This window comes from Telluria sp. LT1R51-2 (genome assembly GCF_059685775.1).
On record NZ_JCASIM010000001.1, the window covers coordinates 306,164 to 324,709 of the forward strand.

General features: G+C 61.8%; 13 protein-coding genes. 5 read left to right on the top strand and 8 right to left on the bottom strand.

The window, feature by feature from the left end; translation table 11 throughout:
• Positions 1-93: 93 nt before the first annotated feature.
• The 3 genes from AC56LH_RS01450 (at position 94) to AC56LH_RS01460 (ending at position 6,324) form a co-directional block, all read left to right on the top strand.
• Entirely contained in the window at positions 94-4,125 is a 4,032-nt protein-coding gene (locus AC56LH_RS01450) for a Pls/PosA family non-ribosomal peptide synthetase (RefSeq protein WP_499643399.1), read from the top strand.
• Positions 4,122-4,733, top strand: coding sequence for a 4'-phosphopantetheinyl transferase family protein (locus tag AC56LH_RS01455; RefSeq protein ID WP_499643401.1), 612 nt, complete (start codon positions 4,122-4,124; stop codon positions 4,731-4,733). Before AC56LH_RS01450 ends, AC56LH_RS01455 begins: the two co-directional genes overlap by 4 nt.
• Before the next feature lie 454 nt (positions 4,734-5,187).
• Complete coding sequence (locus AC56LH_RS01460; RefSeq protein ID WP_499643403.1) at positions 5,188-6,324, top strand: hypothetical protein; 1,137 nt, start codon at positions 5,188-5,190, stop codon at positions 6,322-6,324.
• A 379-nt stretch (positions 6,325-6,703) separates the two neighbouring features.
• Here AC56LH_RS01460 and AC56LH_RS01465 read toward each other — a convergent pair whose 3' ends face one another.
• Positions 6,704-7,120 carry a hypothetical protein gene (locus AC56LH_RS01465; RefSeq protein WP_499643405.1) on the bottom strand — a complete coding sequence of 139 codons (417 nt, stop codon included), beginning with the start codon at positions 7,118-7,120 and terminating at the stop codon, positions 6,704-6,706.
• 266 nt (positions 7,121-7,386) lie between these two features.
• Here AC56LH_RS01465 and AC56LH_RS01470 point away from each other — a divergent pair, with 266 nt between their 5' ends.
• Entirely contained in the window at positions 7,387-7,641 is a 255-nt protein-coding gene (locus AC56LH_RS01470) for a hypothetical protein (protein WP_499643408.1), read from the top strand.
• A 92-nt stretch (positions 7,642-7,733) separates the two neighbouring features.
• On the opposite strand, the gene AC56LH_RS01475 is transcribed toward AC56LH_RS01470, so the two are convergent.
• The gene (locus AC56LH_RS01475) at positions 7,734-8,861 is read right to left on the bottom strand and encodes an oxidoreductase (protein WP_499643412.1); all 1,128 of its coding nucleotides are present in this window, start codon (positions 8,859-8,861) and stop codon (positions 7,734-7,736) included.
• Between the two features lie 102 nt (positions 8,862-8,963).
• On the opposite strand from AC56LH_RS01475, the gene AC56LH_RS01480 reads away from it, so the two are divergent.
• Entirely contained in the window at positions 8,964-9,851 is an 888-nt protein-coding gene (locus AC56LH_RS01480; RefSeq protein ID WP_499643414.1) for a LysR family transcriptional regulator, read from the top strand.
• Positions 9,852-9,965: 114 nt separating this feature from the next.
• On the opposite strand, the gene AC56LH_RS01485 is transcribed toward AC56LH_RS01480, so the two are convergent.
• From AC56LH_RS01485 to AC56LH_RS01510, 6 genes are all read right to left on the bottom strand, one after another.
• Positions 9,966-11,198: a type II secretion system F family protein gene (locus AC56LH_RS01485; protein WP_258836492.1), complete on the bottom strand. Its 1,233-nt coding sequence runs from the start codon at positions 11,196-11,198 to the stop codon at positions 9,966-9,968.
• A 19-nt stretch (positions 11,199-11,217) separates the two neighbouring features.
• The gene (gene pilB / locus AC56LH_RS01490) at positions 11,218-12,942 is read right to left on the bottom strand and encodes a type IV-A pilus assembly ATPase PilB (RefSeq protein WP_499643416.1); all 1,725 of its coding nucleotides are present in this window, start codon (positions 12,940-12,942) and stop codon (positions 11,218-11,220) included.
• Between the two features lie 300 nt (positions 12,943-13,242).
• Complete coding sequence (locus tag AC56LH_RS01495; RefSeq protein WP_499643418.1) at positions 13,243-14,820, bottom strand: methyl-accepting chemotaxis protein; 1,578 nt, start codon at positions 14,818-14,820, stop codon at positions 13,243-13,245.
• 66 nt (positions 14,821-14,886) lie between these two features.
• Complete coding sequence (locus AC56LH_RS01500; RefSeq protein WP_499643420.1) at positions 14,887-15,288, bottom strand: type 2 periplasmic-binding domain-containing protein; 402 nt, start codon at positions 15,286-15,288, stop codon at positions 14,887-14,889.
• Between the two features lie 9 nt (positions 15,289-15,297).
• Entirely contained in the window at positions 15,298-16,524 is a 1,227-nt protein-coding gene (locus AC56LH_RS01505; RefSeq protein WP_499643422.1) for a porin, read from the bottom strand.
• 225 nt (positions 16,525-16,749) lie between these two features.
• Entirely contained in the window at positions 16,750-18,543 is a 1,794-nt protein-coding gene (locus AC56LH_RS01510) for a DUF4153 domain-containing protein (RefSeq protein ID WP_499643424.1), read from the bottom strand.
• Positions 18,544-18,546 lie beyond the last annotated feature (3 nt).

Sequence of the window (18,546 nt, forward strand, 5' to 3'; positions counted from 1 at the left end):
TGGTTTGTGGATGCCGCTGGAAGCGCAGTCGCGATCTGAATTTTTGTTTGACAGCATCCTTGCGTAAACGCATCTTAGCCTTATGTGTTCCCGATGAAAAATTCGATTTCTTCGACGCAGCATCCCGACGTCCTGTACGGACCCCACCAGCCCGAGTTGCTGCGCGATGAAATCCTGGCCGACTTGCTCGAAGCCAGCGCGCAGCGTGCGCCTGACCAACCTGCCTTCGTGTCCGGCGCACGCCAGCTCAGCTACCGCGAACTCGACGAGCAGGCCAGCCTGGCGGCCTCGCGCCTGATCGACTCCGGCATCGGGCCGGGCGATATCGTCGGCCTGTGGATGCCGCGCGGGATCGACCTGTTGATCATGCAGGCCGCGATCGCCAAGACCGGAGCCGCCTGGCTGCCGGTCGACGAAGACACACCGGCCGAGCGCCTGCTGGTCTGCATGACGGACGCCGGTTCGCCGGCGCTGGTGACCAGCGAACGGATGCGCGAGCGTCTCGGCAGTATTACCCAACCCATCCACATGGCCGAGCACCTGCTGCTGCCGGCAGCGGATGGCTACGTGCTCCAGCGCCGCGGCGTGGTCCCGGGGAGTGCGCCGGCCTATGTGATCTACACGTCGGGTTCGACCGGCAAGCCGAAAGGCATCCTGATCGACCAGCGCAGCATCTGCCACTTCCTGCGCAGCGAGAACGCGGTGCTGGGCGTGCGTGCGGATGACCGTGTCTATCAGGGCTTCTCGGTCGCCTTCGACATGTCGTTCGAAGAAATCTGGATTTCCTATCTGGTGGGCGCGACGCTCTGGCTCGGCCCCAAGGAAGCCGCAGGCGATCCGGAAGCGCTGCCGCGCCTGCTCGCCGAAAACGGCGTCACCGTGCTGCATGCGGTGCCAACGCTGCTGTCGCTGTTTGCCGAAGACGTCCCGAGCCTGCGCATCATCAACCTGGGCGGCGAGATGTGTCCGGAAGCCGTGGTCGAGCGCTTCTCGCGGCCCGGCCGTGTCATGTTCAACACCTATGGCCCGACCGAAGCGACGGTCTCGGCCAGCCTGGCGCGCATGGAACCGGGGCGCACGATCACCATCGGCGATCCGCTGCCAAACTATGGGCTGCTGGTCATCTCGACCGAAACCGACAAGGGCCTGCAGATCTTGCCGCGCGGCGCCACCGGCGAGCTGTGCATCACCGGTCCCGGTCTGTCTGCCGGCTACCTGGGCCGCCCTGATCTGACTGTCGAAAAATTCCTGCCCAACCCATGGGCCAGTGGCAGCGACGATGCGCGCCTGTACCGCACGGGCGACCTTGCGCGCATCGAACCGGACGGGCAGGTGGTGTGCCTGGGCCGTACCGACGACCAGGTCAAGATCCGCGGTTTTCGCGTGGAACTGGGCGAGATCGAGGCCGTGCTGGCCCAGCAGGACGGCATCGGTACGACCGCCGTCCTGCTGCGCAAGGACGATGGCATCGACCGCCTGGTTGCCTATCTGGTGCCGACGCCGGCCGCGACCGACGAACAGCTTGCCAGCCCCACGCTGCGCACGGCGCTGTCCGGCCGCCTGCCGCCCTACATGGTGCCGAGCCGCTTTGAAATCCTCGCGGTCATGCCGCGTCTGACCTCAGGAAAGATCGACCGCAATGCCCTCAAGGCCATGGCACTGAGCGCGCCACTGCCGAGCGACCTGGCGGCATCGGACGCGCCGGAAACGCCGGGGGAGACCGCCTTGTTCGCAGCCCTTGTCCAGCTGTTCCCGGGGCAGCCGATCCGGCGCGAGCAGGATTTCTTCTCCGACCTGGGCGGTCACTCGTTCTTTGCCGCCCGCCTGGCAAGCGCCTTGCGTCAGGATCCGCGCTTTGCCCATATGACGGTGGGCGACATCTACCAGAAGCGCCAGGTTGGCGCGATCGCGGCCAGCCTCGATCAGGGCGCGGGAACGGCGGCGATGGAGGCCGACTGGACCCCGCCGCCCGCAGCGCAGCGCTGGCTGTGCGGCCTGGCCCAGCTGGCGGTCTTTCCGCTGCTGGTAACGCTGCGCATGGCGCAGTGGCTGGCGCCGTTCTTTGCTTACCACTACCTGACCGGTGAGCCCGGCGACAGCGTCCCCCGTGCGGTCGCGGCGGCGATCGGCGTGTTCCTGCTGGCGACGGTCATGGAGTTCGTGCTGGCGATTGGCGGCAAATGGCTCGTCGCCGGGCGGCTCAAGCCTGGCTCGTACCCGCTGTGGGGCATCACCTACTATCGCTGGTGGCTGGCCGACCGCCTGATCGATGCGGCGCCCACCTACCTGCTGGCCGGGTCATCGCTGTACACCTGGTGGCTGCGCCTCTTGGGCGCGAAGATTGGCGACGATGTCGTGATCGGCTCGATGACGGTGCGCGCGCCCGAACTGCTGCAGTTTGGCGACAACGTCAGCATCGGCAATGCCGTCAATATCGAGAACGCGCGTGTGGAACGCGGCCGCCTGCTCCTGGGGCGTGTCACGCTCGAAGACGACGCGTTCGTGTCGTCGTACGCCATCTTGGAAGGAAACACCCGCGTGGAGCGGCGCGGCCATCTGGAGGGCCAGTCGGCGCTACAGGACGGTGGAGTCGTGCCCGCGAACCGCGTCTGGAAGGGCTCTCCGGCACGCGATGCCCACGCGTTCGATCCATCGGCACTGCCGCCGCGCCCGCACACGGGCCAGCTGCGCCGCGCAGGCGAAGCACTGTTCTTCGTCTTCGGCATCCTGCTGGTGGCGACGCTGTTCTTCATGCCGGTGTTCCCGAGCTTCGTGCTGATCGACTGGTTCGACGAACGCGGTGCGCTGGCCTGGCTGCAGGCGAGTACCATCGAAGGCCAGCTGGTGCGCTACTTCGTGCTGGCGTTGCCGGCCAGTGCCGTGCTGGTGTTCCTGACCATGCTGGTGTCGGCGGCGATCCGCTGGGGCTTTTTGCCGCGCATCCAGCCGGGCCGCTACGCCGTCCACTCGAACGCCTATTGCAAGAAGTGGCTGGTCAGCCACATCCAGGAGTCGAGCCTGAACGTCCTGCACGGCATCTACGCCACTGTCTACGCGCCGTTCTGGTACCGCCTGCTGGGCGCCAAGGTCGGCCGCGATGCCGAGATCTCCACCGCGCTGGGCGTGGTGCCGGACATGCTGACGCTGGGCGATGAAACCTTCATCGCCGACGCCGTGATGCTGGGCGACGAACATGTCGATGGTGGCTGGATGACAATGAAACCGACCGTGGTGTCGAACCGCTCGTTCGTCGGCAACGGCAGCTATATCCCGGACGGCACCATCCTGCCGGAGGGCGTGCTGGTTGGCGTGCATACCCACGCTCCGGACAACGAGCGCATGACGGCCGGCGACACCTGGCTTGGCTCGCCTCCGATCCGTCTGCCGGCGCGCGAGCAGGTCGGCGGTTATCCGGAACATCTGACCTACCGGCCATCCCTGATGCGCCGCCTGGGCCGCGCGCTGGTGGAAGCCTTCCGCATCGTGGCGCCGCATGCCATGGTGATTACGGTCGGCTACACGGTGGTGCTGGACCTGATGCCCATCGCAGGGGCAGGGCACTGGGGCGCTGTCATTGCCTACCTGGCGCTGATCGGGCTGGCCTACGGCATTGGTAACTACCTGTTCGTGCTGGCGTTCAAGTGGCTGTTACTGGGCCGCTACGAGAAGCGCGCGGAGCCGATGTGGACGCCGTTCGTGTGGCTGTCCGAAGGCGTCACCAATATGTACGAAGGCATCGCGGTGCCCAACTTCATGCGCTACCTGCGTGGCACGCCATGGCTGCCGGTCGCCTTCCGCCTGCTCGGCTGCCACATCGGCAAGGGCGTGTACATGGACACCACCGACATCACGGAGTTCGACTGCGTGCACATTGGCGACCATAGCGAACTCAATGCGCTGTCCTGTCCGCAGACCCACCTGTTCGAAGACCGGGTGATGAAGATCGACCGCGTTGACATCGGCAGCAAGGTCTACCTCGGTCCGCGCAGCGCGGTGCTGTACAGCGCCCGTGTAGGGGATAACGCGCGCCTGGGACCACTGACGCTGGTGATGAAAGGCGAGCATATTCCGGCCGCGACGAGCTGGGTTGGTCTGCCTGCGGCGCCCTTGCGGGCAGCGGGGTGAGCGTGGTGACGCCGCTGGCTGTTCGCTGGAACGGCGACGCCAGCGGCTCGCAGCTCGCTGAACCACGCGGTCTGGCTTTACTCGGTGTACGCGGGCAGTCAGCACGTGAAGCGGCCCGGCTTCGCATCCGCGCCGCTCTGACAGCAGCGCTGGCCGCGCATGTCGGCATCGATGCCGGCCGAATCGCACTGCATTCGCCCCAGGGTGTTGCGCCCTGGGCCGTGGTGGCGCTGGACGCCGGAGATCAGCGGGTTGCGCTGTCGATCAGCCATGACGGCGACATCTCGGTCGCGGCATATTCCTTCAGCGGTGCAGTCGGCATCGATGTAATGTCGATCTCGCCCGTATCGGACTGGCGGGCAGTAGCGCGCGATTACCTGGGGCCGGTCGCAGCAAGTAAGCTGGCAGCATGGCCCGACGGCGAGCGGGATGCCGCGTTTGCGCATGCCTGGAGTGAACACGAAGCACGCCTGAAGTGCCTTGGCTTGCCACTAAGCGAATGGTGCGACGAGCACGCCGTCGCGCTGCAGGCATGCCGCTGCTTTCCGCTGGCGCTGCCGGACGGCTATGTGGGTTATGTCGCGCTGCCGGCAATGCCATCTGTTTGATTATGATCAGAAAACCTGCAGACATGACCTGCAGATGTCAACGTCTGCGATGCTCTGAATATAGCGCCATGAAGTTTTTTGCTGACTATCCAGACTGGGCATTAAAGCGGTCTTCAGGTTAGTTTAAGCGGCGTGCAGGATCCAACCGGAATAATTTAGTCGAACATGTCCGCTGACATGTAGACCGCCACACCTGAACTATCTATTTGCGCCTTGGGATGCCACAAAATCCTGAATGAGCGCGCCAGTGTGCAGATTTACTTTGCCAACGTGGTCAGCCCATGGCAGTGCGGTTCCAATGGAAACACCAATGGTTTGCTGACGCAGTTCATGTCGAAGGGCTGGAGCTGACGGTCTGCTCGCAGGATGACTTCGACACTATCGCGCTTCCACTCGATATCTGACACGGGAAACGCTGGACCTCCAACGACCGCTCGCGGTCCAGAACGAGCACATGGCTCGACTAGACTTGCAAGCCAATTCAATTCATAAACCCTCATGTGTATTTGGTTCTCGAGACCGCCCACAAGGCTCTTTATCGACAGCTCATGCCTTGAAATTGTCGCTCTGTCGCAAAAAATCGAATAGATTGCGAATCTCAATTAAAATTTCCATCTCGTTTTTTAAGAAATGTTGCAAAACATTCTTCAACCCGGAAAATTATTACTTTTATATGAGAAATCTGATTGCAGCTTTTTTCATGGTATCCATTTTTATTCATAATTCTGCCTTCTCGGTGGAGTCAGATCCCCCTGTAACACTCAAGATTGTAGATTTTTCGCCTAAATTTTTGAAATTCTATGAAAAAGCAAAAAGCGAAAATCTCCAACCTGATGCCCGTTGGGCTCTATGGAAAAAAATGGTAAATTTTGCGGCTGTTCCTCCTACCGATGCAGGGCAACAACTGGCTCGAGAAATGCTTGATAACGCTTGGTCACGTTACCCCGATGCTATGGAGCAGATTTCGGCCGGAGCTCCAGGTATGCTTCCACGGCCGGAAGATTCTTTGAAAAGCATCGTCAAGCTGCTCAAGCCAGTAGAGAAGAGCGAAGTAACGTTGATAACGTTTGTCGGCGCATTTGATAATAATGCTTTTACTTCGGCTGGTAGTGGAAAAATCATGACAGCTCTTCCTGTCGAAATGGATCAAAGAGCAAGAAAGCTGGTTACAGATCACGAACTTACACATGCTGTACATATAGGGATCGGTAGCATCAGTGGAGGTTGGGAGCGAAGCATTGGAGCGACAGTCTTGAGCGAGGGTCTGGCAATGCGGGTCACTCAAGAATTGAACCCGGATCTGAGTGATGCAAGTTACGTGGACTTTACTCCAGGTTGGTTGGTTAATGCAGATAAAAAACGTGAAGAAATAATAAAAGGTATCAAACCTTTTTTATTCTCGAGTGACAGTGCAGATGTAATGAAATTCACAATGGGAAATGGCACAACCGGTATTGAACGTGAAGCCTATTATGTAGGGTGGATCGTCGTTAAATATTGGATGGAAAAAGGAATGACTTTGGCCGAAATTGCCCGCATTCCTGAAAAAGAAATGCCCAATAAAGTAGCTGAAGCTCTTGATTCCTTGTAAAAATAAATTATCGATAAGAAGATTGATTTTAGTCTCAGTAAAGATGTTTTGCCCTAGAGAGGCTTTAACGCACGAACGAACGGGGTCACGAGCGAACGGGGTCAGGTCTGGCATTCAGACACGAGCTCAACGCACGAAGTGGGTCAGGTCTTGTAGAGCAAGGTGACGTTGCCGAACGAACGGGGTCAGGTCTGGCATTCAGACACGAGCTCAACGCACGAAGTGGGTCAGGTCTTGTAGAGCAAGGTGACGTTGCCTGGCGTGTCCACGGAAATTCCACGAGCCAAGTCCCTGAACGCTTCCGGATTATTGAAACGTTCAGGATACTTGCTTAGATTTTCTATAGCGGTCTCTGCCGAGTATTGGGTACGGCTTTGCATTAGAATGCAATTGTTGCGTGGTGATATGTGTTGCGTGACGACATTCCGAAACTACCGTAGGCAGAGAGCGCGCTGCGCAAATCCGCGAGAATTTCTTGCCGGTGCATTTCCAGCGCCGGCGGCAAGTCGAGCGGTGGGTGGGCAAGTGTCCAGGTGGTGTTTTCCTCAAACGTCGCATCATCCGGAGATCTGGAAATTAAATCAATTTCAAGTAAAACACTCTTCCAGAAAAACGTAAAGGTCATCGTGGATGGATTTTCCTTATCAAGACGTATCCAGCGGAGATAAATGTTGCGTTCCCGGTCAATAACCCATCCATTCCCGAATCCTACAACAAATAAATCTTCGTTAATTTCCCTCAATCCATAGGCAACAATATCAGCTTCTGAAATATTTTCACGGATAAAGCTCATCATTTCCCCAATCTTGTTATAGGATTGCAAAGGCTTTGGTGCATAACTAGCCGAGTTCGGCATTGCCGGACCCCAGTTGGAATTATGGCATGGTCACCTTCGCAGTTGTGCATAAACAAACGGGGTCACACAAACGAACGGGGTCAGGTCTGGCATTCAGACACGAGCTCAACGCACGAAGTGGGTCAGGTCTGGCATTCAGACACGCGCTTAGCAAAAGTCTATTTATGAAAGCCCTGTCACCGGACAAAGGAAGAGTGCGTGTCTAAATGTCAGACCTGCCCCTGGCTACTGCTGGCTACTGGCTACATGACCCTGGCTACAGTCGTCCAGATGGATCGGGTGACAAAGCAAAACGCGGCTCTGTCGAAGAAGCGGCAGCGGCAGCCGAATCGATGCAGAACCAGGCTGCCCAGCTGGCGCACGTGGTGTCGTCCTTCAAGACCAGCGGACCAGTCTCGCAGGGCGGCTCAGCACACGTGTCTGCACGGGCACTGCGGGCACTGCGCGCATTGCGCGCATGAGCATTTGCTGTCGCACAAACCTGTCGTCTGCTGGGCATGAGCCGAGCCGGCTTCTACCGCGCAGGAGAAGCACTGTTCCTCGTATTCGGTATTCAACCTTGTTCTTTATAGCTGAGCGCCAAACAAATCTCACTGTCTTTGACATCAGCAATTGGCCCAAGAATCGCAGGATCAAAGGGCCGCGGCGCAACACCTGATTCAAACAGAGTAGGCAAGTCAGGGTTTGCCAAAGCTGCGCGTCCCACCGCAACAATATCCGCCCCATCTGCAAGGGCGTCATTGGCACGCGCGGCGTCTCCCAGACTGCCGTTGGCAATGATCGGGACGCCTGGCGCGTACTGATGCGCCAGTTTCACAAGACTTTCCGTACTACCGTCAAATGCTGGTCGCCAAGCCTCAAACTCAGTGATATGGATGAAATCAGCGCCTGCATCAGCCAGGGCGCCAAAAATAGCTTGTGCGTCGCTTTGTTTTCCTGGCCACTTGCTCAAATAGTCGTTCACCTTGGCTTGCGAAATACGAATTCCAACCGGAATCGCGTCGCCCAGCGCTGCTTTTACTGCACGAAGGACCGCTACAGGAAGGGCAAGACGAGATGCAACGGTTCCACCCCATGCATCAACGCGGTCATTTGTTTCAGCGGTCAAGAATTGATCCAGCAAATATCCGTTGGCGGCATGAATCTCAATTCCATCGAAGCCAGCAATATGTACAGCGCGCGTAGCTGCCGCGACGAAGCCTTCGATAACCTCCGCGATGCCTGCTTCGTCCAGAGCGACTGGCATTGGATACGCGCCAGTGCCGTAATAGAACGCCATCTGCTCGCCCTTGGGACGAATCGGCGAGGGCGCTACATTCCAGGAACGGAAGCGGTTCTCCTGGCTCAGCGCGCCTGCATGCATCAATTGAGCGAACATTCTGGTGTTGTGCGCGTGTGCATCGTCTGTAATTGCTTGCCACGTTGCCGCTTGCTTGTCTTCTGCCATACCAGGCTGGTTGCGATAGCCCTGCGAATGGCTGAGGTCAGTGTAGAGTCCCTCAGCAATCACCAGGCCAAAGCCGCCGGCGGCAAACCGTGCGTAGTAGCGGCGCATCGTGTTGGTTGCCAAGCCATCTTCCGTAGCGCTTACACGCGTCATTGGCGCCACCGTCAGGCGATTCTTGAGCACGTTTCCTCTTATATCGAATGCGGATAAAATCGTTTGAGCTGTGTGAATCATAGGGATGCCTGTAAAGATGGGGAAAAGCCTGATAATACGGATGCAGGCATCAGAGGCCAACTCTGTTTGAGGTGAAACCGGCTTAACGGAAAAGGTGAAGCGATGCAGATAGATGACGTTCGTGTTTTCCTTGCGGTTGTAGCAACAGGGAGTCTGTCTGCAGCGGGCCGCCAGCTCGGCGTGGGGCCCATGCAGATATCCCGCCGGATTGCTGCGCTCGAGGCGCAGCTGCAAGTGCGCCTTTTTCAACGCACAACGCGTTCGGTGTCTATGACCGCCGAGGGGGAAGCCTTTTTGTCGTATGCGACAACAATGGTAGATGCGGCAGACAGTGCGCAACAGGAATTGCGGCCATCGCCAACACGAGTGACAGGAACTCTACGGATGACAGCACCCAGCGTTTTCGGTCAGGCTATCGTCATGCCGCTGCTGCCGGGGTTACTCGAAGCGCATCCCGAGTTACGTGTTGATCTGGACCTTTCAGATCGCGTCGTCGACCTCGTTGGTCAAGGGCTGGACCTGGCATTGCGCGTAGCGACACTGGCCGATTCCGACCTGATAGCGCGGCGCCTTGCAGCCAATCCTCGTATCATTTGCGCATCGCCCGATTATGTTTCACGGTTTGGGCAACCTGCAACAGTGGCAGCCCTTGCTAGTCACGTATGCGTGATACTGCAGGCAGTACCGAAATGGCCACTCATAATCAATGGTGTTCTTGTACGGCACCAGGTGCAAGGCCGCGTGGTCACGAGTAGTGTTGATGCGGCACGAGCTGCGACCCTGCAGGGATTGGGTTTGGCAATGTTGACATATCTTGATGTACACGAGCATCTGCGAACAGGCGCGCTTGTGCGGATAGACCTGGCCGACGCGGCAATGGAGAGCCTCGCAGTCTGGGCGGTAACGCCGAGCCGGATTTTTGCGCCGACAAGGGTTAAGGTTTTTCTTGCGGAATTGGAGAAAGCCTTTTCGCGTATCGCTGCGCGGTGATAACCGAGCGCACAATGAAGCATGTCCGCATGATCCAATGAAGGGCTGCCCTTCGCGGAAATCGGCTTTTCAGTGTACCGCGAAGGCCGACCGACCCCAGTCGTCAGGCTTCGTCTACACCACCGACCCAAGCTTGAAAATCGGCAAATACATCGCCACCACCAGACCACCGATCAGCACACCAAGAATCACCATGATCAACGGCTCCATCAGCGACGACAGCGCCGCGACAGCCTCGTCGACTTCTTCCTCGAAGAAGTCGGCCACCTTGCCCAGCATGGCATCCAGCGAGCCCGATTCCTCGCCAATCTGCACCATCTGGATCACCAGGTTCGGGAACACGTCGGCATTCTGCATCGACGCCGTCAGGCTGGTGCCGGTGCTGACCTCGTTCTGGATCTTGCGCGTCGCTTCCAGGTAGACGGCATTGCCGGATGCGCCGCCGACCGAGTCGAGCGCTTCCACCAGCGGCACGCCGGCGGCGAACATGGTGGCCAGCGTGCGGGTCCAGCGCGCGATGGTGGCCTTGCGGATCACGGGGCCGAAGATCGGCAGGCGCAGCAGCAGGCGGTCCATCGCCTGCTGCATCTTGAGCGAGCGGCGCCAGGCCTGGAAGAAGAAGTAGCCGGTGGCGAACATCGAGCCGAAGATCAGGTACCACCAAGTGACGAAGAAGTCCGAGATCGCCATCACCACCAGCGTTGGCGTGGGGAGGTCGGCGCCGAAGCTTTCGAACACCTGCTTGAAGGCCGGCACCACCCAGATCATGATCACGGCGGTGACGATGAAGGCGATGGCCAGGATGGCGATCGGGTAGGTCAGCGCCGACTTGATCTTGCCCTTGAGCGCGAGCGTCTTTTCCTTGTAGATCGCCAGGCGCGTGAGCAGGTCTTCCAGAATACCGGCCTGTTCGCCGGCCCCGACCAGGTTGCAGAACAGCGGATCGAAGTACAGCGGAAACTTGCGGAACGCCCGGTTCAGGCTCGTGCCGGTCTCGACGTCGTTGCGCAGGTCCTGGATCAGCTTGGCCATCGACGGGTTGCCGTGGCCCTTGCCGACGATGTCGAACGATTGCAGCAGCGGCACGCCGGCCTTCATCATGGTCGCAAGCTGGCGCGTGAACATGGTCAGGTCCTTGTCGGTGATCTTCTTGCCGCTGCGGTAGACCTTCTTCTTGACCTTGGTGACCATGATGCCCTGGCGGCGCAGGGTCACGTTGACGATTGCTTCGCCGCCGGCGCGCACTTCGCCGCGCACGGTGCGCCCGGTCTTGTCCTTGCCTTCCCAGGCGTACACGTTCTCCTTGACCTGTGCGCCACGGCTCTTGGGGGATAGGGAAGTTGCCATAGGGGTTCCTGTTCAGGTCTTATTCGTTGGTGCAGCCGAGGACTTCTTCGACGCTGGTCAGGCCCTGCTTGACTTTCATGAGGCCCGAGCGGCGCAGCGAGTTCACGCCTTCCTTCTCGGCCTGGGCCGCGATTTCCATCGCGTTGCCATTGCCCAGGATCAGCGCCTCGATCGCGGGCGAAATCGGCATGATCTGGTAGATGCCGACCCGGCCCTTGTAGCCTGAACCCAGGCAGCGGTCGCAGCCGACCGGGCCGTACGGCTTCCACGTGTCGTCGATGTCGCTCTCGCGGTAGCCGGCGGCAAGCAGCGCGTCGTGGCTCGTCTCGAGCGGCTGCTTGCAGGTGCACAGGCGGCGCGCGAGGCGCTGGGCCGTGATCAGGATGACCGACGAGGCGATGTTGAACGGCGCCACGCCCATGTTCATCAGGCGCGTCAGTGTCGACGGCGCATCGTTCGTGTGCAGCGTCGAGAACACCATGTGGCCCGTCTGCGCGGCCTTGATCGCGATGTCGGCCGTTTCCAGGTCGCGGATCTCGCCGACCATGATGATGTCGGGATCCTGGCGCAGGAAGGACTTCAGGGCGACAGGGAAGGTCAGGCCGGCTTTTTCATTGACGTTGACCTGGTTCACGCCGGGCAGGTTGATCTCGGCCGGGTCTTCCGCGGTCGAGATATTGATGCCCGGCTTGTTGAGCAGGTTCAGGCAGCTGTACAGCGAGACGGTCTTGCCCGAGCCCGTTGGGCCGGTCACGAGCACCATGCCGTAGGGGCGGGCGATGGCATCGAGCAGCAGCGCCTTCTGGTCCGGGTCGTAGCCGAGCGCGTCGATGCCCATCTGGGCCTGGGTCGCATCCAGGATACGCATGACGGTCTTTTCGCCGAACAACGTGGGCAGCGTGCTGACGCGAAAATCGATCGTGCGCGTGGCCGACATGATCAGGCGCATGCGGCCGTCCTGCGGCACGCGTCGTTCGGCGATGTCCAGGCGCGCCAGCACCTTGATGCGCGAGACCAGCTTTTCGCGGATCGCCAGTGGCGGCGACGCATGGTCGCGCAGCACGCCGTCCACGCGCAGGCGGATGCGGTAGAACTTCTCGAAGGGCTCGAAGTGGATGTCGGATGCGCCCATCGTCACCGCGTCGATCAGGATCTTGTTCAGGAAGCGCACGATCGGCGCATCCTCGACATCGTTGGCTGCCTCGAGGGGCGGGGCTTCCTTGTCGTCGTCGGCGAACTCGATCGCCGCTTCTTCGCCGGCCAGGTCGCTCAGGTCCTGCTCGGCACCCTTGGCGATGGCCGCCAGCAGGGCCAGCAGGGCGTCGTGCGGCACGATCACCGGTTCGACCGTGGCCTCGCTCTGGAACTTGATCTGGTCCAGCGCCTGGCTGTTGGTAGGGTCCGACAGCGCGACCGACAGCTTGTTGCCGCGCTTGGCCAGCGCGATCACGCGCTGCGCCTGCATCAGCTTGGCATCGATGGCGCTGGCGGGCAGCACGCCCACCGAGAAGGTCGACAGGTCGAGCAGCGGATAGCCGAAGGTCTCGGCGCAGAAGGCGGCCAGCGTGCGCGCGTCGATTGCGCCACTGGCCAGCAGGGCATCGATGAACGCCCCCTTTTCCTGCGTGGCTTTCTTGTGCAGCATGTCCGCCTGCACGGCGCTCAGGCGGTTAGCCTGGACGAGCGCGCGCGCAAGGCCCGACAACGGTGTGCCGGTGGTCGGATGAGGGAGGACTGCTGCCATATGAGCCGGGTGTGGTACCTCAGGGAAGTGACTAGGGCGCCAGAGTCACCGGCGGGTCAAGGGATGATGCCTACGGGCACTACTTTTGTAAAGGTTTTGGTGTGAGCGGCCGCAAGACGGCCATGTGGACGGTCTGGCATGCGATGCCGGATCGTCCACATGGTAACGCGCGCATCGGGCGCGCTACAGAGTGAGCGGCATTGGCCGCGATGAAACTCTCTTGGCAAACCCATTACGGTTGTGGTCGCCTTGCAAAGCTGGGTTTTCGCAACACTTTGGCCGGTACTGGCTGCCTGCGTTCTAGCGTGCGAGCGCCAGGCGGGTGGTCGATGCTGCACCGGTCACGCCGGTCGCGCCAGGCGCATGCGCAAGCTTGAACACGGCCAGCGCCTCGGTCAGGTGGTCGGTCTGGCCGGTCAGCGATTCGGCGGCGGCGGCGGCTTCTTCGACCAGCGCCGCATTCTGCTGCGTCATCTCGTCGATGCTGCCGATGGCCAGGCCAATGTCCTCGATGCCCGCGTTCTGGCGCGTACCGGCATCGCGGATTTCGAGCATGATGGTTTGCACCTTGGCTACCGCCTCGACGATCTGCGCCATCGTCGCGCCGGCTTCGTCCACCAGCGTGCTGCCGGCATCGACCTTGGCGACCGAGTCGCCGATCAATTCCTTGATTTCCTTGGCGGCGGCGGCCGAGCGGTGCGCCAGCGTGCGCACTTCGCTGGCGACCACGGCAAAGCCGCTGCCCTGTTCGCCGGCACGGGCGGCTTCGACCGCCGCGTTCAGGGCCAGGATATTGGTCTGGAAGGCGATGCCGTCGATGGTGGCGATGATGTCGACGATGCGTTTCGACGAGGCGCTGATGTCGCCCATCGTCGTGACCACGCCGCCGACGACGTCGCCGCCGCGCGAGGCGATTTCGTTGGCCGTGACCACCAGCGCACTGGCTTCGCTGGCGTTGGCGGCGTTCTGGCGCACTTCGCCCGTCAGCTCGGCCATCGCACGCGTGGTGCGGTCGACGTTGGAGGCCTGCGATTCGGTGCGGCTGGCCAGGTCGGCGTTGCCGGTGGCGATTTCGCTGCTGGCGCTGGCGATGGCGTCGGCCGAAGCCTTGATGTCACCCACCAGCGTGGACAGGCGCGTGCGCATCTCCTTCAGTGCGGCCAGCAGGCTGCTGCTGTCGCCCGCGTCGGTATGGATTTCCATCGACAGGTCGCCGGCGGCCACGGCCTGCGCGATCTTGCGCGCATAGGCCGGCTCGCCGCCGAGCTGCTGCCAGATGGTGCGGACCATGAACCACGAGATCGCCACCAGTACCGCAATCACGATCAGGGCCGACAGCACCATCGCGATGACGGTCTGGCGCACGCTGTTCTGGCTGGCTTCGATGCCGGCGGCGAACTGGCGCTGTGCCAGATCGGCGGTCTTGGCCAGGTCGGCATTGAGCGTGGCCAGGGCCTTCTGCATGGCGCCGACGGTGGCTTGCGGATCGCCTTGCTCCAGCTCGAGCATGATGCGGGCCGTGGACAGTGCCGGCGTGTAGTAAGCGGTGAATTCGGTATTCAGGCGTGCGCTCGTGGCTTGCTGGCCGGGGATTTTCCCCAACTGATCGAGCGCGGTGCGCACCTTGGTGGCCTGGTTGTTGGCCTGGTCGACGAGCGCCTTGTCGTTTTCGGTGACGGCATCGGTCAGCATGACGGTGACGGCCCCGATGTCGAGCGACAGGACCTTGACAGCGTCCATCAGCGGATAGTCCACCGACTCGGTGGTGGTGATCGACTTCAGGGCGCCGTTCGCGATGGTCGCGCTGATGCCGGCACCCAGGCCGAAGATGATGGCGGAAATGATGGGCAGTGCCCAGATCCTGCGCTTGATGCTCATGCTTGTCTCCAGATACAACGCCCGCCACGCGGCGCAGAGCCGGCGGCGGGCATGGTTATTACTTGCTTATGGGGTGAGGACGACCTTGACGCTTGCATCGACGGCGCTCTTGTCGATGTAGCCGATGGCCTTCGGGTTGGCGGCGACGGCCGCCTTCACGCCGGCACTGTCGGCAACTTCCTTGGGCATCGTGGCCTTGCCGGTAAATACCAGCTTGGACCACAGGGCCTTGGCCTGGGCCGCGTCCTTGTCCGCGACCTTCTTGTAGAACTCGGCGCGCACCGGGGCGTTGTCAGGCTGGTCGATCGGCGTCATCGACGTCGATTTACCGAGGAAGAACTGGGCGACCTGGTCCTTGGTCAGCGCGCTTTCGGCAGCCTTCGGGTTGACGACGACAACGACTTCGGCGAGGGCCGGCAGTGCAGCGAAAGCGGTACTCAGGCAGGCGGCGATGATGATTTTTTTCATGGTCGCTCCTTAGAACACGAAGTCGAGGGCGACGGCGCCGACGGTCACAGGACCGGAGAAGCCTGGCTTGACATTGATGAACAGGCCGTTGCCGGTTGGCTTGATGCGGTCGATCTGTACCTTCAGCGCGGCCGACTTGTAGAAGTCCCAGCGCACGCCGATGGTGTCGGTGGTCTGCTCCCCCTGGCCGACGCCCGAAACGGCAATCCGGCTCACGCCGGCGCGCAGCGCCCGCAGGGTCGGGGTGCAGGCGGCCGGGAAGCCAGCCGGGCAGGCGGCCGGCACGGTGTTGTTGATGGTGCTGTCGATCTTCAGTTCCGAGCGGGTGTAGTACGGCAGGAACTTGCCGATGCGGTAGCCGCCCATCACGTACCACGACGTGGTGTCGTTGATGTAGGTTTCGGTCTTGCGCTTGGCAAATTCGCTCTGCAGCACGAAGTTGTTCCAGTCGGCAGTCAGGCCGACCGAATTGAAGGTGCCCTTGTCGCCCTTTGCTTCCACTTCGCTTGCCAGCGCCGTCAGCTGGGGCAGGCGATAGCCGGCGCCGGCGGCGCGCAGCGAGCCGACCAGCGTATTGAGCGATGGCAGGTCGTCCAGCGTGATCTTGGTGCGGGCGTGGCCGACGCGCAGCGTGAACGGGCCATTTTCGGCCATCACGTTCAGCGCCAGGATGTCCTTGCCGCGCACGTGGAAGCTCGTCACCGGCGCCTTGGTGCTGCCGGCTGCGAACTGCGTGGTCAGGCTGGTGTTGCCGAACTCGTGGCGCCAGGTGATGTCGGCGCCGTCGACGCTGTTGAATGGCACTTGCGAATACACTTCCGACGGCGGCCGCAGCATCGTGTTGGCATAGCCCACATTGCGATAATCCGAGATCATGAAGATCGGCAGGCCGACGCGGCCCACGCGCACGCTCAGCTCATCCGAGATGCGGAATTTGGCGAAGGCCCAGCTCAGTTCGGCGCCATAACCTTCTTCGGCGTCCTTGCGCACGAGGCCCTGGGCGGTCAGCGACAACCAGTCGTTGACGGTGTAGTCGGCTTGCAGGCCGAGGTTCGAGTCGATACCGGTGCGGAAGTCGCCCGCACTGCCGCTGGCCTGGTTCGGGCGGGCGAATTCGGCGCGGTCGTCATCCGAGTAGGTGGCAGCAGCGGTGCCGAATCCGCTGATCTTCACGGCGTTCTCCTGTGCCTGTGCGACCGACGCGCACAGAGGCAGCGCCAGCAGACTGGCGATCATTGTTTTTTTCATAATTGGATTAAGCTGAAACGTAGGCTGCTAGGGACGACGGCGCTGACAAGGGCAGCAGGCAAGAGCGCCGGTACATACTGGAATTTATTCTATCCACGCGGCAATATTGACAGCAACAGTTTTATGACACGTGGAGAGTATTTGAGACAATTCGCGATGTAGTGTGGCCTAACTGACACAGTAAGTGGTCACGTTAAATTTCATTGTGGCAACTTAGTCGCTGCGCTCCACGGATGGCGGGGTGCAATCCAGATGGCCGGCATCGTTTTGCAGGGGAATGCGGCGGCCATCGATCTCCAGGTCCGCCAGCACCGGCGGTGCGGCGCGCAGACGACCGGCGCGCATGGCGTCGAACAGGGGCGTGCAATCGCCGAGCATCACGGGCAGGCTGGCGGCCAGTTCCCAGGCGCCGCGTGCGTTCTGGCGCAATACGGCGCCGCCATCCCCGCCGGCACCGACCACCACCACCTCGGGCCGGGCGTCGCCACCCAGGTCGAGCACGAACGCATCACACGCGGCGTTCTGACTGCGCATGCAGCGCGGCAGGCGCCCCCATTGCTGCGCGTTTCGCCATTCGGTCTGCACGAAACCTGCCGGCAGCACGGCGCCCGCCGGCCACACGCGCAGCTGGTCGGCCAGCCGGATGACGCCGGTGCCCGGGCCGGCGTCAAGGTCGGGCTGGCGCAGGCGCGCCAGCTCGGTCCGCAGCCAGGCGGCATCCGCGCCGGTCGTGTTGCTCTGGACACGAGCCAGTGCGGCGCGGCCGTAGCGCGCGCCGTTATGCCACAGATAGGCCAGGTCCAGTTGCCGTAACGCGATCTTGCCGGCGTCCAGACGCGCCAGCTGGCTGGCCACGGCGATGCGCCCCGGATCGCCGGGCGGCGAGAGCAGCAGCGCCAGTACGCCAATTACCGTGAAGGCGGCGGCGATGTTCACGCCGGCCAGCGTGGGCAGCCAGCCGCGCCGCAGGGCTGCCGCTGCATACCCGCCGGCATAGCACGCGGCCACCAGCAGGCAGGCGGCGGCGATCACCCGGTCGGTCGACCAGCCGTGATCGAGCACGCGCAGCGCGACGGCATACGCCGCAAGCAGCGTCAGCGGCGCCAGCAGCAGGCTCGCCACGCGCGCCGAGATGGCGATGACGCGTGCCGGACGCTCGCTGCCATCCTGGTAGGCCGCATTGATCAGCACCACGAAGGTGGCCGCCGCCGACAGCAGCATCCCGGCGGCGCTGCGCGTGGCCCACAGCGGCTCGAGCCCGGTGAAAGGCAGGCTGGCCAGGAAGCCGCCCACCAGCAGCGTCAGCACCGGCAGGGTCCATGACAGCAGCACGTGCACCAGATTGCGGATGCCGCGCACGATGGCCGGCTTGACGTCGGTCAGGTGCAGGGCGCTGGCAAAGGCGAAGGTGGTGACGGGAATGAAGAACCAGGCCTTGCGCATGGCCTGGCTCAGAAAGTCGAGCCGGATCAGGTCGAACAGCGATGCGCCCAGTTGCAGCACGAGCCAGGCCGTGCCGACGAACAGGCCGCTGAAGGCCACCTGCAGACCGAGGGTCCAGGCGACTTCAAAATACGTGGCATATGACGCCACGCGCCGGCGCTCACGCGCGCCGGCAAGCACCAGCGCGTGGGCGATGAAGCAGCCGGCCACCAGGCACACCCACAGGGCGCTGGACGGCGTCGGGCGCAGCATGTCGGCGCCGCCCATACGGCGCCAGATGTCGTAGATGGCCAGCAGCGCGATCGCGACGGCGGCGGCGCCCAACCAGCGCGCCAGTGTGCGACGCGGCAGGTGGCCGAGAGCGCTGCTCAGGACGATCGGCAGCAGCACGCCCAGCATCACCAGAGGCGCGAACAGCAGGGGAACCGTTGCGGGCCATGACGTGTTTTGCAGCGCCATATAGAGCAGGTACAGCAGCGCACCCTGTGCCAGGCCGATGCCGATGCGCGCGCGGCCAAGCCAGGCGGGCAGGCGGTGGTCGGTGGTATCGGGGAGCGTATCCATGGC

What these genes read in the sequence shown, in the direction of transcription:
- AC56LH_RS01510 (WP_499643424.1), bottom strand. Translation starts at nt 18,543, where the DNA reads ATGGATACGCTCCCCGATACCACCGACCACCGCCTGCCCGCCTGGCTT.
- AC56LH_RS01500 (WP_499643420.1), bottom strand. Translation starts at nt 15,288, where the DNA reads ATGAAAAAAATCATCATCGCCGCCTGCCTGAGTACCGCTTTCGCTGCA.
- AC56LH_RS01505 (WP_499643422.1), bottom strand. Translation starts at nt 16,524, where the DNA reads ATGATCGCCAGTCTGCTGGCGCTGCCTCTGTGCGCGTCGGTCGCACAG.
- AC56LH_RS01470 (WP_499643408.1), top strand. Translation starts at nt 7,387, where the DNA reads ATGTCAGACCTGCCCCTGGCTACTGCTGGCTACTGGCTACATGACCCT.
- AC56LH_RS01450 (WP_499643399.1), top strand. Translation starts at nt 94, where the DNA reads ATGAAAAATTCGATTTCTTCGACGCAGCATCCCGACGTCCTGTACGGA.
- AC56LH_RS01465 (WP_499643405.1), bottom strand. Translation starts at nt 7,120, where the DNA reads ATGATGAGCTTTATCCGTGAAAATATTTCAGAAGCTGATATTGTTGCC.
- pilB (WP_499643416.1), bottom strand. Translation starts at nt 12,942, where the DNA reads ATGGCAGCAGTCCTCCCTCATCCGACCACCGGCACACCGTTGTCGGGC.
- AC56LH_RS01495 (WP_499643418.1), bottom strand. Translation starts at nt 14,820, where the DNA reads ATGAGCATCAAGCGCAGGATCTGGGCACTGCCCATCATTTCCGCCATC.
- AC56LH_RS01485 (WP_258836492.1), bottom strand. Translation starts at nt 11,198, where the DNA reads ATGGCAACTTCCCTATCCCCCAAGAGCCGTGGCGCACAGGTCAAGGAG.
- AC56LH_RS01480 (WP_499643414.1), top strand. Translation starts at nt 8,964, where the DNA reads ATGCAGATAGATGACGTTCGTGTTTTCCTTGCGGTTGTAGCAACAGGG.
- AC56LH_RS01460 (WP_499643403.1), top strand. Translation starts at nt 5,188, where the DNA reads ATGGCTCGACTAGACTTGCAAGCCAATTCAATTCATAAACCCTCATGT.
- AC56LH_RS01475 (WP_499643412.1), bottom strand. Translation starts at nt 8,861, where the DNA reads ATGATTCACACAGCTCAAACGATTTTATCCGCATTCGATATAAGAGGA.